Here is a 16,525-nt window from a genome sequence, read left to right as displayed (position 1 = left end):
GCCAGTTTTTTGTCTGTATTCAGACCAGATAATGCTTTTCTGCAAATTCAATCAGTGCACTGGTAGCTGTTAAGCCTGGGGCGGTAGCGTGCCATGCATTCGCAATTGAATATTGAATGAACAGTCGTGGCCTATACAGTTTCTCGCGATTCTGCACTCCTCGCGGGCAAAAAAAATCAGATTGAGCAGATAGGGGATGGCAATGAAAGTATTGGTGACGGGCGGAACCGGATTTCTTGGTACTGCTTTAGTCCGGACGTTGAAATCATCAGGACACGAGGTGATATTAACAACGCGCAAGCAGGAGAACCCTGAACAGGGAATTTACAACCTGGGTGATATCTCAGCCGATACCAACTGGATAAATCTTCTTCAGGGATGCGACACGGTCATTCATACTGCGGGAAGAGCACATATCCTTAATGATGATGCACAAGATGCTTTGGCAGAATTTCGTCGCGTTAATCACGACGCGACCATGAAATTAGCGGCAGATGCCGCGACAAGCGGGGTAAAGCATTTTATTTTCGTAAGCTCTATCGGTGTTAACGGTAATTCCACTTCGGGAATCCCTTTTTCTGAAGCGTCGGAGCCCCGACCAATCTCTGATTACGCCATTTCCAAGCTAGAAGCCGAGCAGAGTCTGCTTAAAAACTTCACAGATACTGATATGGCGATCACCATAGTCCGTCCTGCACTAATTTGTGGTGAAAATGCGCCGGGTAATATACAGCGTCTTTTAAAACTGGTGTCTAAGAATCTGCCGTTACCATTTAAAAATGTCAGGAACAAGCGGGCACTCGTGTCACTAGATAATGTTGTCAGCTTTATCAATGAATGCGTCATTAATGAAAAATCAAAAAATCAACTCTATTTACTCGCAGATGCGGAACGACCTTCTACAGAAGATATGATTAATGCCTTTGCTTCAGGTATGGGCATTAAAGCGAAAGCTATCTATTTCCCTACGGTAATCCTGAAGTTAATGCTTTCTGCTGTTGGTAAAGGTGGAATTTACGACCAATTATTTGGCAATCTTGAAGTCGATGCCACCAAATCGCGGGAACATTTGCACTGGTCCCCCCCGATAACGCTTCAAGAAACTATGAAAAAAACGGCGAAGTATTATATCGAAGGTAATAAAGAATGATGAATTTTGGAATTGTGATATTCGCTTTTTTAGTATCGTGTATGCTGACCTGGGGGTTACGCGGTTATGCCATCAAGCATAATGTCATAGACCGTCCAAACCAGCGAAGCTCGCATTCTGTGCCGACGCCGCGAGGTGGTGGGGTGGCTATCGTCCTGACACTCCTGGTAGCGTTAGTATGGTTTTATTTCAGCCGCGCGCTGACATTGGATAGCTTCTTAGGTTTATTTATACCAGGGTTAATTGTTGCCATCATTGGTTTCCTTGACGATCATGGTCATATCGCGGCTCGCTGGCGCCTTTTGATGCATTTTCTGGCTGCGGCAATTGGCATCTATTTCTTAGACTCTTTCCCGGTAATTACGCTATTTGGTTACGATCTTTCCTTATCCTGGATTGGTATGATTCTCGGCTGTGTGTATCTGGTCTGGATGCTAAATTTATATAATTTTATGGATGGGATTAATGGCTTAGCCAGCGCAGAGGCGATTACATTTGCTGCATGTAGTGCAGTGTTGATTGTTGTAAGCCAGTACACTGACGTGCCTGGAGGTATTTATCCGTTGACGCTTGCTCTTATCGGTGCCGCGGCCGGCTTTATTGTCTGGAACTTCCCGGTAGCGAAAATCTTCATGGGCGATGCCGGGAGTGGTTTCCTTGGGATAACTATTGGGTTGATGATCCTCCATATTGCGAAAGTAGATACGCATTTCTTTATTGCAGAGTTATGTTTGCTGGGCATATTTATCGTCGATGCCACGACAACTTTGATGAGAAGGCTTGTGGCGGGTAAAAAGGTTTATGAAGCACATGCCAGTCATGGCTACCAAATTCTCGCCAGGAAATATGGAAGTCACGTTCCGGTGACAATGATGGCGATCGTCGTCAACCTGCTGTGGCTCTTTCCTATCGCTTTCCTTATTGCCTCAGCCAAAATTGATGGTGTTGCTGGGTTGATTATCGCCTGGCTTCCGCTGTTGGCTGTTGCACTCAAATGCGGTGCAGGCGTTAAGGATAAAGAGAGCAACGTGAATGCATGATCTAATGATTTTAGGTGCAGGTGGCCACGGACGGACCCTGTACGAAATGGCGAGACTGCTGGGATATCAGAATATTGTTTTCCTTGATGATAATGCATCACCCATCATCGAAACTAATAAACACATCATCGGGAAAATCTCCGAGCTAAAGTTACATGTCAACAATGCGAGCCACATAGCTATTGGCATAGGTAACAATAAAGTCAGAGAACAACTCTATCAGCAGCTTATCAGCTTAGGCATTGACCCCGTAACGCTCATACATCCCATTGCTTTTGTCAGTCCATCGGCGACGATTGCTGAAGGCTCAGTCGTATTAGCAGGAGCAGTGGTTGGTGCCAACGCGAAATTAGGTGTGGGTACGATTGTAAATAGCCATTCGACAGTAGATCATGATTCTACTCTAAGCGATTTTGCTCACTTAGGAGTTGGTGTTCATCTCGCTGGCGGCGCTGTTATTGGGAAATCAGCGTTTCTGCAGGCGGGTACAGTGGGTGGTTATAATGCAATAGTAGATGATTACTCAGTGTGTCCTGCTGGTACTATTTTATAAACTGAATGCAAGCTTTAACGAGGCGACCAGTTTTTAGTATGCTAAATTATTTAATATCTTTACCCAGACCAATCAAAAGAATCATAACACTTTCGATAGATGTTGTACTGCTCTTATGTGCATTTTGGTTTGCATTTTGGGTACGCATTGATTCTATGACTCCAATATATAGCACGGAACATTGGCTATTTATATTTTCAATCATTTTCGTTACCTTAGCTATATTTGTTAAATTAGGTCTTTATCGAGCCGTAATCCGCTATATTACTGCAAAAATATTACTGGTTGTTACAGTAGGGATGGTTATATCATCCATTTTACTTATTATTGCCGCGTTTTATACCAATCTCTATTTGCCGAGAACGATTCCATTCATTTATTTTTCGTTCGGTTTACTGCTCATTGCCGGATCGCGGCTTGGTATGAGGATGTTGGTAAATCGTGGAATGAATCTGGGCACTCGGGTGGTGATTTATGGTGCTGGTGCATCTGGCCGTCAGCTACTGCCAGCGCTGAGCCAAATGGACGAATATTATCCTGTTGCTTTTGTCGATGACAACCGTGCTCTGCAAGGTCAGGTAATTCACGGCGTCAGCGTTTTCGCACCGGAAAAACTGCCATGGTTGGTTGAGAAATACGAAGCGAAGAAAATTTTGCTTGCCATGCCAAGCGCCAGCCGAGCCAGAAAGAACGAAGTCATTAAAACGCTGGAAGGCTTACCATGCGAGGTGCTCTCCATTCCCGGAATGGTCGACCTGGTAGAAGGCAAGGCTCGAATTGATTCATTACGCAAAGTGGTTATCACAGATCTGCTGGGTCGCGATCCTGTTTCACCCATTCCGGAATTAATATCCCGTAATATCAACGGCAAAACGGTTATGGTTACTGGAGCTGGGGGGTCTATTGGGTCTGAACTATGCCGACAGATAATTAAAAATAAGCCGAGCCAGCTTATTCTCTTCGAATTGTCTGAGTTTTCACTGTATTCGATCGATTCAGAACTGCGTAATCTGAGTCTTAGTCAGGATTTTAAGGTTAAAATTTATCCAATCCTTGGCAACGTACAGGATAAAGAACATCTCGAAAGATTAATAAAAGCATTCAACGTCGATACAATTTATCACGCTGCAGCGTACAAGCATGTCCCACTGGTTGAATTCAACGTTCTCGATGGCGTACGGAATAACATTTTCGGTACGCTGAGCTGTGCTCAGGCCGCAGCGAGCTGCGGCGTAGAAAGCTTTGTTTTAATATCGACCGATAAAGCAGTTCGCCCTACAAATACGATGGGGGCAACTAAACGCATGGCCGAACTCGTGTTGCAGGCGCTGGCGAAAGAATCTGATAAAACCTGCTTCAGTATGGTTCGCTTTGGCAACGTGTTAGGTTCGTCAGGTTCTGTCGTACCGTTGTTTGAAAAACAGATAGCAGCAGGCGGTCCTGTGACGCTGACACATGAGAACATCACGCGCTACTTTATGACTATCCCTGAAGCGGCGCAATTGGTGATTCAGGCAGGCGCAATGGGAACGGGCGGTGATGTTTTTGTTTTGGACATGGGAGAACCCGTCAAGATAATCGATCTTGCACACCGCATGATTATGTTGCAAGGCCTTACTGTTCGTGATGATAAAAACCCCTATGGTGATATTGCGATAGAAACGACGGGTCTGCGTCCAGGTGAGAAACTGTATGAAGAGTTGCTTATCGGCGACAACGTATCTGCGACACAGCACCCGCGCATCAGGACTGCTAACGAAGTGATGCTGCCGTGGAGTGAGATGAACATGATTCTTCACGATCTCGACAAAGCCTGCTGCGAGTTCGACTACGAAAGCGTGCGCGAGATACTCTTGCAGGCACCTGCCGCGTTCAATCCAACTGATGGTATTTGCGATTTACTTTGGAATAAAAAAGTGAGTTGAAAGAGCATATCGTCGTCTTTTTCCACCCTGTTTACTGGTCGTGAGTAAACAGGGAATTAGGATCTCCATCTTTTGTTTCAGAATACTTTAAGAGCGAAATAAACGTGAAAATACTGGTCACAGGTGGGGCTGGCTTTATTGGGTCTGCAGTTGTACGACATATTATTAATCATACGCAGGACAGTGTTATAAATGTCGATAAACTGACCTACGCCGGTAATCTTGAAACGGTTGCCAGCGTAGCACAGAGCGATCGTTATTATTTTGAATATGCTGATATTTGCGATAACGCAGCAATGGAACGTATTATGTCTTATCACCATCCTGATGCTGTGATGCATCTGGCGGCTGAGAGTCATGTCGATCGTTCAATAAATGGTCCTGCAGCCTTTATCGAGACTAATATTATCGGTACTTATGTGCTATTAGAAGCCAGCCGCAAATACTGGTCCGAGTTGAGCGCAGAGAAAAAAAAGGCATTCCGTTTCCATCATATTTCTACAGATGAAGTGTATGGAGATCTTCCACATCCGGATGAAGAAGAAACGAACACTGAACTACCGCTGTTTACTGAAAAAACCGCATATGCTCCGAGTAGCCCGTATTCTGCTTCAAAAGCTTCCAGTGACCATCTAGTCCGCGCATGGCTGCGAACCTACGACTTACCTACTATCGTAACCAACTGTTCAAACAACTACGGCCCGTATCATTTCCCGGAAAAATTAATCCCGTTGGTAATTCTCAATGCACTTGAAGGTAAAACTCTGCCGGTGTATGGCAAAGGAGATCAAATTCGTGACTGGCTGTATGTTGAGGATCACGCACGCGCTTTATATACAGTTGTGACACAAGGTAAAATCGGTGAGACATATAATATAGGAGGCCATAATGAACAGAGAAACCTTGATGTTGTTCATAGCATTTGTGATCTGTTAGATGAAATTGTCCCAAAAAAAGATTCCTATCGAAGACAAATAACATTCATAAAAGACCGACCTGGTCATGACCGTCGTTATGCAATTGATGCTAAAAAGATTAGCAAGGAACTGGGATGGAAACCACTGGAGACTTTCGAAAGCGGGATTCGTAAAACGGTTGAGTGGTTTCTCGCCAATAAACAGTGGTTAGAAAATGTTAATAACGGAAATTACCACTCCTGGATAAAACAGAATTACGGGGGGGACAACTAATGAAGGGTATTATTTTAGCAGGAGGTTCAGGCACACGATTATATCCAATTACGATGGGCGTGTCGAAACAATTACTGCCTGTTTATGATAAACCAATGATCTATTATCCCATTTCAGTATTAATGTTGGCTGGAGTAAATGACATTTTAATTATTACTACACCAGAAGATCAGCCAGGATTTATACGCCTGCTCGGTGATGGTAATCAGTTTGGCATAAATATAAAATATGCAATCCAACCCAGCCCTGATGGTTTAGCTCATGCATTTATCATTGGCGACAAATTTATTGGTAATGATACTGTTTGTTTGGTCCTTGGGGATAATATTTTCTTCGGTCAAGGCTTTACACCAAAACTAAAAACTGCAGCAAGTAGAAATAAGGGCGCTACTGTATTTGGTTATCAGGTTATGAATCCTGAGAGTTTTGGTGTCGTCGAGTTTGACAAAAATTACGCGGCCTTGAGTATTGAAGAAAAACCGGAAACGCCTAGATCCAATTGGGCAGTAACAGGTCTGTATTTCTACGATAATAAAGTTATTGATATAGCGAAAAATATAAAGCCGTCATCCCGTGGTGAGCTTGAAATTACAACTGTAAATCAAGTTTATCTAGAAAATAATATGTTGACAGTAGAGTTGTTAGGTCGAGGATTTGCTTGGCTTGATACGGGTACTCATGACAGTTTGATCGAGGCAGGAAGCTTTGTTGAGACAGTTCAGAAGCGTCAAGGTATGATGATAGCGTGCCTGGAGGAAATAGCCTGGAGAAATGGCTGGTTAAGTGATGAGGATTTGTATACAAGAGCGAAGGTATTACGGAAAACTAACTATGGTGCATATTTGCTAAAATTGATTAATAAATAAAAATAATTTATCAATTTGATGTTGCATGGCATCTTTTTCATTTATGTGCTTTATATGATATAAGAATCAGATAGGTTGGATGATGAAGAGAATTTTATTTGTAACTGCACGTTTTCCTTGGCCAATCATTACAGGGGATGCTCTGCGTGCCTATAATCAAATAAAAGAGCTTTCGAAAGACAATTTAGTTGATGTTTTTTCTGTAGAAAAAGCAAACACTTCAAATGATAGTATTAATAGTTTTATTAATTTTTGCGATTCTGGTAATTTAACTAAGATTGGAAAACTAAAAAATATAATTACAAATTTTGGACAAACTGCGTTGCAGTGTGCGATGTATAATGATAAAAAATCTTGGGGTAAATTAAAGAAGCTTTTGATTGCTAATAATTATGACATTATAATTTTTCAGTTAGTTAGATTAGAATATCTTATATATAAAACTATTTCTTTAAGACAAGAACAAGGTATTAAGTCATTAATTTATTGTGATTTTGTTGATGCTCTTTCATTAAATATGCAAAATAGAGCTGCAACAGAAAAATTTCTTATGAAGAAAATATGCGATTTCGAAAGTAAAAAACTATCTGTAGCTGAGAGAAAAGTATACGAACTAATCGATGCAGGACTTATAATTTCAGAAAGAGATGCTAATTATATTGGTAAAAAATATTTTAAAATTATACCCAATGGCGTTAGCATTCCAACAATAAACAGAACTAAAAGAAATGACGATGACATTATAAATTTAGCCTTTTGGGGTAATATGAGCTATTATCCTAATGTTAAAGCTGCAATCTTTTTAGCTAATTTGTTCAGCGATCTACCTAAAGGGAAATTTAAACTCCATATTGTCGGTGCTCAACCATGTAAACAAGTTTTGGCTTTGAATAAACCAAATGAAATTATCATTCATGGGTATGTCGATGATTTGAAAAACTTGCTGGCGAGTATGGATATGGCTGTATTTCCTATTTTCGACGGTTCCGGGCTTCAGAATAAAGTATTAGAAGCATTTGCATTGGGCCTGCCAGTAATAACTACTAATATAGTCCTGGATTCAATGCCAAAACTCAGTGAATACGCTATAGTTGCCAATAGCAAATCTGAATTTATCCGTTCTATCGAATTTTTTGAGTGTAAAGATGCAGGGATTAATAAAAATTCTCTTTGTGCGATAGATGTATTGAAGAAAGATTATAACTGGAATCTTATAAACTGTGTGACAGGAATGAAATGAAAAAAGTATTGTTGTTCAATTTTTATAAGGGAATATTATACAGAGGTATTCCAATCTATTCATCAAACTTAATTACAGCATTAGAAAAGAAAGGATGCATAGTTAATGAGTGGAGTTGTCCAAAGTTTGCACATAAATTACCTCGAGCCATTATAGACTTACTCTTCGTTTTCTGTGAACAAGTTATTATTCCTATTTTAACTATTTTGGGACAGTATGAAAAAGTCATATATCCTTATAACTCATGCTCTTTAATATCAGCTTTTTCAAAAAAATCTCTATTAATAATTCATGATTTTATCCCTAATAAAAGAATTAAGACAAGACTTAGTGTTTCTGCATTATACATTGTACTGACTCAACGATTTCATGCTTTCTTGAAGAGAGATGTTGCATTTGTCTCAGCAACAACAAAAAGAATTGGAATGAATGTCAATTGGTTAAAAGGGTGTAATGTTTATCTTTTCCCTAATTCCTTTTATCAATTGGAAGCTAAATTAACACAGAATAGTGATCAAAAATGCAATACTGAATCCTATGCAGTGTTGATTTCAGGAAATGGTTCTAATAAAGAATTTGACCATGCAATGCATTTATGGAAAACATGCACATATGCTACTTCACACAAGCTTAAAGTTATAGGATTAGGTTCTTATAGAGAATGGGCATTAAATATTCTCAAAGAATTAGAAATTGAAAATGTTCAGGTGCTGCCAATTCTTACAGATGACGAATTATTATCGCAACTAAAGAATGCTTCAATGGTTTGGGCTCATTCGACTCATGAAGGATTTGGAAGGCCAGTTATTGAAGGAAGAATATGCGGGAAAAGTGTTTTAGCTTCAAACATTTCTGCATTTAGAGAACATAGAGACGAAAGTGTTTATTTGTATGACGATTATTCTTTTTGCGAGAAATATCAGTTTGCATATGTAAAAAGTGACACTACAGGTTATAAGATTAAGTATCATATTATTTTAGAGGAAGAGATTGAAAAATGGCTACTAGCAAATTGATACCTATTATAATGGCTGGCGGCACAGGTAGTCGTTTATGGCCACTATCCCGTGAACTTTACCCAAAACAGTTCATACCGGTAAAGGGGGATTACACGATGTTGCAATCAACCATCAAACGCCTGGATGGGCTTGACTGTAGTAATCCTATTGTTATTTGTAATGAAAAACACCGTTTTATCGTCGCAGAACAATTACTACAATTAAATAAATTAACTAAAAATATTATTCTTGAACCTGTAGGGCGAAATACAGCACCAGCAGTCGCACTTGCTGCGCTAGCAGCGAAAAAAAATAATGCTGAAAGTAATCCATTATTACTGGTACTTGCTGCCGATCATATTTTCGAGAAAGAAGACGTTTTCAGAGATGCGATTAAACAAGCAATTCCTTGTGCAAAACAAGGCAAACTTGTAACTTTTGGGATTGTTCCTGACAGAGCTGAGACTGGATATGGTTATATTCTCCGCGGTGATAGTATTAGTCAGAAAGGATGTCATGAAGCATATAAGGTCTCAAAATTTGTTGAAAAACCCGATCTGGACACAGCAAAATCTTATGTGAAGAGCGGACAATATTATTGGAATAGCGGTATGTTTCTTTTCCAGGTAGATAGCTATCTGGCAGAATTAAGAAAATTCAGGCCTGATATTCTTGATGCATGCGAAAACGCAATGAGTGCTATCAATCCCGATCTTGATTTCATCCGAGTTGATGAGAAGTCATTTTTAGCTTGTCCGGATGAGTCGATTGACTATGCTGTGATGGAGAAAACAGGGGACGCCATTGTGGTTCCAATGGATGCCGGGTGGAGCGACGTTGGATCATGGTCATCATTGTGGGATATTAGCCCACATGACATCGATGGGAATGTCCATCGTGGTGATGTAATGAGTTTCCGAACTAAAAATAGTTACATACATTCAGAATCCGGTCTTGTTGCCACTGTGGGAGTGAAAGACCTTATTGTTGTACAGACCAAAGATGCAGTTCTGATTGCTGATAGACATGCTGTACAGGATGTAAAAAAGATAGTCGAGAAAATAAAGGCTGAGGGGCGTTTAGAACACCATAAACACCGCGAAGTTTTTCGTCCCTGGGGGAAATATGATTCAATTGATACCGGAGAACGCTATCAGGTTAAGCGAATTAGCGTAAAACCGGGGGAGGGGCTATCAGAACAAATGCATCATCACCGTTCTGAACACTGGGTTATTGTGTCTGGGACTGCGAAAGTAAAAATAAACGGTGAAGAAAAAATTCTGACTGAAAATCAATCCGTTTATATCCCACTTGGGATTGTTCACTCTCTTGAGAACCCCGGGAAAATTATGCTTGAGCTGATTGAAGTGCGTTCTGGTTCCTATTTGGAAGAAGATGACATTATTCGTCTTTCAGATCGCTATGGACGAGTTTAGAAATTTTCACAGCAAATAAGTTATATTAAAGTTTATGGTAATAATTTACCAAAGATAGATGAGGAAAAAATGGGTAAATTGACTTGTTTCAAGGCATATGATATACGTGGCCGATTAGGTGATGAACTTAATAATAATATTGCAAAGCGAATCGGTCGTGCCTACGGTGAATATTTGAAACCTAAGACCATCGTATTAGGAGGTGATGTTCGCCTTACAAGTGAATCTCTAAAAATGTCCCTGGCCGAAGGTTTGCAGGACGCCGGAGTTGACGTACTTGATATTGGAATGACAGGAACCGAAGAAATCTATTTCTCTACATTCCATCTCGGTGTTGACGGTGGAATTGAAGTAACAGCAAGTCATAATCCCATGGATTACAATGGAATGAAGTTAGTTCGCGAAGGAGCCCGACCTATCAGTGGTGATACTGGGCTGCGAGATATACAACGTCTAGCTGAAGATAATCATTTTTCGCCAGTAGATACCACGAGGCGTGGAAGTTATAAAAAAATAGATACCAAAAAAGAATATATTGATCATATCCTCAGCTACATCAATCCTGAAAATATTAAACCATTGAAACTTGTTATCAACTCAGGTAACGGAGCTGCAGGCCCGGTTATTGATGAGATTGAAAAACGTTTCAAGGAAATGCAGATTCCAGTTGAATTTGTGAAAATTCACAATAAGCCTGATGGGAATTTCCCGAATGGTATTCCAAACCCTCTTCTTCAAGAATGCCGTGCCGATACAAGAGAAGCCGTTATTCTTCATAAGGCAGATATGGGAATTGCATTCGATGGTGATTTTGACAGATGTTTCCTGTTCGATAATGAAGGTAATTTTATTGAGGGTTATTACATTGTCGGGTTGCTTGCAGAGTCTTTCCTCGAAAAGCAACCTGGCGCGCGCATCATACATGATCCCCGCCTTTCATGGAATACTATAGATGTGGTTCTGCATGCAAAGGGTACTCCTGTTATGTCCAAAACCGGTCATGCTTTTATAAAAGAACGCATGCGTTTGGAGGATGCAGTTTATGGTGGTGAAATGAGTGCCCATCATTATTTTCGTGACTTTGCTTACTGTGATAGTGGAATGATTCCTTGGCTACTTGTAGCCGAGTTGGTGAGTATTAAAAATAAAACGTTGGCAGAACTTGTCCATGATCGAATGAAATCTTTCCCGGCCAGCGGAGAGATTAACAGTATCGTTCAAGATCAAGAAAAAGTGATTTCTGAAATACTTGAGAGCTATAAAAGTGATGCCTTGAAAGTAGACTATACTGATGGAATCAGTATAGAATTTTCTGACTGGCGTTTTAATCTCCGAAGTTCAAACACTGAGCCTGTTATCCGCTTGAATGTGGAGTCGCGAGGTAATACTGCTTTAATGGAGCTTAAAACAGAAGAGTTACTGAATAAAATTCGAGCATAGCTTGCGTTCTTTATAAGGGGCACATGTATTTGTGCCCCTTTGATATAATGTATATATATTATCATTTATAATATCTGATACTTTAATAATCGTGTATGTTGAGAAGTATACAATTCCTATGAATGAGAATAGTTTAACAAATAATCACTTCAAAATAACTGCGCGTTCAGCGTTTATATATTTCTTGCTTACTTTTTCTTTATTGTTGATTTTTTTATCAGTATCGGCAAGTACCAGATTTAATGAAACTATAGAGGATATTTTTGCCATTTTTTGTGCTATTTTTTTATTTGGCGAGATGATCTATTTTTATATGCATAGAGTTAAGTATATCTCTTTGCAATTGATGTTTGCTTTTGTATTCTCTTTGATTATAGGTATTCCTTCTTTTTATTTGTATTTTTTTAAGAAAGCCTCAGATGGTTTTGAATTGACTTGTATATGGGGTATGTTAATAAATATCATACTCTATCTTACAGCTATTAAAAGTGTTCACAGGCAACAAACAAAGACTATAAATAGTTTATTTAAAGTTATATTTCTCATTGTAGGTGCCTGTCAGTTAATTAAAATTATTTTTTATTTAAAGTTTATATTATCTTCAGGCTTAGGTCATTTAGCTATTTATACAGAAAGTGAAGAATTACTTGCAAGCATACCTTTTCTTATACGCGCTATCAGTGGTTTTTCATCTATAATGGCTTTAGCAGTCTTTTATTATAAGTCATCGAGGAAATATAAGGTATTTGCATTTATTTTGCTTGCATCTGATCTTCTTATCGGGATAAGAAATAAATTCTTTTTTGCTTTTATCTGTATTATAATTCTCTCATTGTATTCAAACAGGGGAAAAATAACAGCAATATTCGCTAGAATATCCAAACTGCAATATTTACTGATTGGTTTCATCGGGTTTTCAATAATTTCATACCTTCGTGAAGGATATGAAATTAATTTTATTAGTTATCTTGGGATTGTACTTGACTCTCTATCATCTACACTCGCAGGTTTACAAAATATATACTCTTTGCCCGATGAAAACGGTTGGGCATTACTAAATCCGATTACAATAATATCTCAAGTGTTTCCTCTTAGTGGTTTTGGCTTCATAAGTGATGCTCAAATTGCTCATGAATATTCAACAATAGTGCTTGGGAATGTTACTAACGGGATAGCTTTGTCATCTTCTGGGCTTCTTGAAGCAAGTATCATTAGTTTACATTTCAGTTTGTTTGTTTATCTTTCCTATCTATTGATTATGATTTCGATAATCCAAAAAGGTTTGAATAGTAATTATGTTATTTTTAACTTTTTTGCTCTGGCTATGATGACTGGCTTCTTCTACTCTGTACGTGGAGAACTAATTTTGCCATTTGCATATGTTTTAAAATCACTACCAGTAATATTAATTGCAAAACTGTTGATTCAACTAAAAAGTAGAAATTGAAAATGTTAAAAGATATTCTTAGTGATGGTATCTTTGCGCTCTTTAATAAAATAGGTTATTTTGGGGCAAAAACACTCGCTATTGTGTTGATCACTCGAGAGCTTGGTGTTGATACAGGAGGTTCATTTATATTTTTAATTGGTACGCTCGAGATATTAAGAGTTGTATCTGATTTTGGTGTGGATATTTTTGTAATCAAGAAATACTCGGATGTAGAAAATCCTGTTAAATTACTAAAAAAAGTATTCTTTCAAAAAATATCCATCGGGATATTTGTCTCAATATTGTTTTTTGTAATCTCTTATGCATTTGGATACGATAGGGATATATATATTCCTATTTGTTTATCATTGTTTTTCGCGCTTCTCTTTAACCTATCTAATAGCTACTTCCAATCACAAAATTTGAATAAGGCTTTATCTCCTTCTATAGCGTTAGCACTGGTTCTAACTTTTTTAAGTTACGGTATTCAGTTTATTTTAAAAATCCCTTTTACTGCTTGGGATTATTTGCTTGCTGAAAGTTTTTTTGTATCGGCAGTTACAATTCATCTATTTAGAAAAGTTGGATGGAAAAGTATCCGAGCTGTAGGAAAAATCACCCCGAAAGATGTATTTGTCTTGTATCGGCATACTGTGAGTATAGGCCTTAATGCCATGGTGGTGATTATTTACAGTAGATTGGATAATATATATATAAAAAATATGGTCCCTGAAGGTTTAGCTGCGTATGGACAGATTTTTCGTCTCGTAGATCCTTTAGTAATGGTTTCATCATTGTTTTCTACTGTGGCTTATGCGAAGTTTAGTCGCCTGGATTTAAGAAGTCACGGAAACATCACTAAAGTATATCCTTTTATCTACATGATTCTTGGATATATAACGTTGAGTACAGTATGTTACTATGCAGTTCTATCTTTCTTTGGTAGGTACTTAATACTTGATAATGAAAATAATAACATAATGATACTCGGGTTTCTATTAATTGCCGGGATCAAATGTATGAATGGTGCATTAACATCAATCATCCAATCTCAGGGATTGTATCGTTTTGGTCTATACATCGCAATAATCTGTATGTGTATAGCTATTCCACTAATGTATATGCTAGTTCATCAATATGGTACAATTGGTGCAATTTTTACAATAGCTTCGGTGGAATTTACAAGTATGATTTTATTAGCTGTTAGTATTGGGTTGTTAACGAAGAAAAAAATCTGACTTCTCATTTTCGAACTCTTAATTGCAAATGATATGGCTTTTATTTTGCATTGTAATGAGATAATGATATATTTCCTTTAGTTGGTGCCTGGTTGAATATAATTGTATGATTTATATTTCCGTTGATATCTTTGTTGGTTTTGAAGTGTAGGGTGTTAACCAATTAAATTGAGTACTATAACGAGCCGAAATGTAAGTAATTGTTAGGTGCTCTATTGTACTGGAATATATCATTGATTATTTGAGATTTATTTTCAACTAAACCCCAAAGACCAGAACATCAATTTCTTAATATGCATTTTGTGTCATTATTGTAAAAATGATATTGCAAATACTTTCTCTTCGCAAAAATATAAGATAGAATTTGTAGATTGTGCTTGCTCAATAATAATGTTACCTGACAGGAGTATGTAATGTCCAAGCAACAGATCGGCGTTGTCGGTATGGCAGTGATGGGGCGCAACCTGGCGCTCAACATCGAAAGCCGTGGTTATACCGTCTCCGTTTTCAACCGCTCCCGTGATAAGACCGAAGAAGTGATTGCCGAGAATCCAGGCAAGAAACTGGTTCCTTTCTATACGGTGAAAGAGTTCGTTGAGTCTCTGGAAACGCCTCGTCGTATCCTGTTAATGGTGAAAGCGGGCGCAGGCACCGATGCCGCTATCGACTCCCTGAAGCCTTACCTCGAAAAAGGTGACATCATCATTGATGGCGGTAACACCTTCTTCCAGGATACCATTCGTCGTAACCGTGAGCTGTCCGCAGAAGGCTTCAACTTCATCGGTACCGGTGTTTCCGGTGGTGAAGAGGGTGCGCTGAAAGGCCCATCCATCATGCCTGGCGGCCAGAAAGATGCATATGAACTGGTTGCACCTATCCTGACCAAAATCGCAGCCGTGGCTGAAGATGGTGAGCCTTGCGTAACCTATATCGGTGCAGACGGTGCAGGTCACTATGTGAAAATGGTGCACAACGGTATCGAATACGGCGACATGCAGCTGATCGCTGAAGCTTATTCCCTGCTGAAGGGCGGTCTGAACCTCTCTAACGAAGAGCTGGCTGAAACCTTTACCGAGTGGAACAAAGGCGAGCTTAACAGCTACCTGATTGACATCACCAAAGATATCTTCACGAAAAAAGATGAAGAGGGTAAATACCTGGTTGATGTGATTCTGGATGAAGCAGCGAACAAAGGTACCGGTAAATGGACCAGCCAGAGCTCTCTGGATCTGGGCGAACCGCTGTCTCTGATCACTGAGTCTGTTTTCGCGCGTTACATTTCTTCCCTGAAAGAGCAGCGCGTCGCGGCGTCTAAAGTGCTGTCTGGCCCACAGGCTAAACCAGCAGGTGATAAAGCCGAATTCGTTGAAAAAGTGCGTCGTGCACTTTACCTGGGTAAAATCGTTTCTTACGCGCAGGGCTTCTCTCAGCTGCGTGCGGCGTCAGACGAGAACAACTGGGATCTGAACTACGGTGAAATCGCGAAGATCTTCCGCGCTGGCTGTATTATTCGTGCACAGTTCCTGCAGAAAATCACCGATGCCTATGCTGAAAATGCCGGTATCGCCAACCTGCTTCTGGCACCGTACTTCAAGAAGATTGCGGACGAATACCAGCAGGCGCTGCGTGATGTAGTTGCCTATGCTGTTCAGAATGGTATTCCGGTTCCAACCTTCTCTGCTGCAGTAGCCTACTACGACAGCTACCGTGCGGCCGTTCTGCCTGCAAACCTGATTCAGGCACAGCGTGACTACTTCGGTGCGCATACCTACAAGCGCACTGATAAAGAAGGCGTATTCCATACCGAATGGATGGAATGAGTTAACGCACTCGCTGTCATCGCAACCCGGAGCTCGTCTCCGGGTTTTTTTATGCAAAAACTGCTGCCTTATATTCGAAGTAGTCTGAATCTCATCCCACTCGAAGTGATTACTCCTGGTTTGCCTTGACAGTTCTGTTTGCCAGGAGGTACAAAGCCCAACAGTTATGTTTATCGCGATGGTCAGGTGACCATCAGTAC

At 39.7% G+C, this 16,525-nt stretch carries 13 protein-coding genes; all 13 read left to right on the top strand.

Annotated features, from left to right (window positions below):
• Positions 1–196: 196 nt before the first annotated feature.
• The 13 genes from AC0TN7_RS03385 to gndA all read left to right on the top strand — a co-directional run bounded on the left by AC0TN7_RS03385 (position 197) and on the right by gndA (position 16,325).
• Positions 197–1,150 (top strand): NAD-dependent epimerase/dehydratase family protein, encoded by a 954-nt coding sequence (locus AC0TN7_RS03385; protein ID WP_248165180.1) that lies wholly within the window; start codon positions 197–199, stop codon positions 1,148–1,150.
• Complete coding sequence (locus tag AC0TN7_RS03380) at positions 1,147–2,190, top strand: MraY family glycosyltransferase (protein WP_248165178.1); 1,044 nt, start codon at positions 1,147–1,149, stop codon at positions 2,188–2,190. The genes AC0TN7_RS03385 and AC0TN7_RS03380 overlap by 4 nt, the downstream gene beginning before the upstream one ends.
• Entirely contained in the window at positions 2,183–2,743 is a 561-nt protein-coding gene (locus tag AC0TN7_RS03375) for a PglD-related sugar-binding protein (protein ID WP_282439323.1), read from the top strand. The genes AC0TN7_RS03380 and AC0TN7_RS03375 overlap by 8 nt, the downstream gene beginning before the upstream one ends.
• A 155-nt stretch (positions 2,744–2,898) precedes the next feature.
• Complete coding sequence (locus AC0TN7_RS03370; protein WP_463727147.1) at positions 2,899–4,668, top strand: polysaccharide biosynthesis protein; 1,770 nt, start codon at positions 2,899–2,901, stop codon at positions 4,666–4,668.
• A 104-nt stretch (positions 4,669–4,772) separates the two neighbouring features.
• The gene (gene rfbB, locus AC0TN7_RS03365) at positions 4,773–5,858 is read left to right on the top strand and encodes a dTDP-glucose 4,6-dehydratase (RefSeq protein ID WP_248165172.1); all 1,086 of its coding nucleotides are present in this window, start codon (positions 4,773–4,775) and stop codon (positions 5,856–5,858) included.
• Positions 5,858–6,724, top strand: coding sequence for a glucose-1-phosphate thymidylyltransferase RfbA (gene rfbA / locus AC0TN7_RS03360; RefSeq protein ID WP_267216985.1), 867 nt, complete (start codon positions 5,858–5,860; stop codon positions 6,722–6,724). The genes rfbB and rfbA overlap by 1 nt, the downstream gene beginning before the upstream one ends.
• A 79-nt stretch (positions 6,725–6,803) precedes the next feature.
• Complete coding sequence (locus tag AC0TN7_RS03355) at positions 6,804–7,964, top strand: glycosyltransferase (RefSeq protein ID WP_473701830.1); 1,161 nt, start codon at positions 6,804–6,806, stop codon at positions 7,962–7,964.
• Entirely contained in the window at positions 7,961–8,980 is a 1,020-nt protein-coding gene (locus tag AC0TN7_RS03350; protein WP_075201573.1) for a glycosyltransferase, read from the top strand. Before AC0TN7_RS03355 ends, AC0TN7_RS03350 begins: the two co-directional genes overlap by 4 nt.
• Positions 8,962–10,398 (top strand): mannose-1-phosphate guanyltransferase, encoded by a 1,437-nt coding sequence (gene cpsB / locus AC0TN7_RS03345; protein WP_248165168.1) that lies wholly within the window; start codon positions 8,962–8,964, stop codon positions 10,396–10,398. Before AC0TN7_RS03350 ends, cpsB begins: the two co-directional genes overlap by 19 nt.
• Before the next feature lie 69 nt (positions 10,399–10,467).
• On the top strand, positions 10,468–11,838 hold the full coding sequence (gene cpsG / locus AC0TN7_RS03340; RefSeq protein ID WP_048992936.1) for a phosphomannomutase CpsG: 1,371 nt from the start codon (positions 10,468–10,470) through the stop codon (positions 11,836–11,838).
• A 118-nt stretch (positions 11,839–11,956) separates the two neighbouring features.
• Positions 11,957–13,285, top strand: coding sequence for an oligosaccharide repeat unit polymerase (locus AC0TN7_RS03335; RefSeq protein ID WP_248165166.1), 1,329 nt, complete (start codon positions 11,957–11,959; stop codon positions 13,283–13,285).
• A gap of 2 nt (positions 13,286–13,287) precedes the next feature.
• On the top strand, positions 13,288–14,505 hold the full coding sequence (locus AC0TN7_RS03330; RefSeq protein WP_248165164.1) for a lipopolysaccharide biosynthesis protein: 1,218 nt from the start codon (positions 13,288–13,290) through the stop codon (positions 14,503–14,505).
• 413 nt (positions 14,506–14,918) lie between these two features.
• Positions 14,919–16,325 carry an NADP-dependent phosphogluconate dehydrogenase gene (gndA, locus tag AC0TN7_RS03325; RefSeq protein ID WP_024908082.1) on the top strand — a complete coding sequence of 469 codons (1,407 nt, stop codon included), beginning with the start codon at positions 14,919–14,921 and terminating at the stop codon, positions 16,323–16,325.
• The last annotated feature ends 200 nt before the right edge of the window (positions 16,326–16,525 follow it).

The sequence above is a fragment of the Enterobacter sp. PL_is511 genome, assembly GCF_055816065.1.
This window is presented reverse-complemented; position numbering and strand designations above follow the sequence as displayed.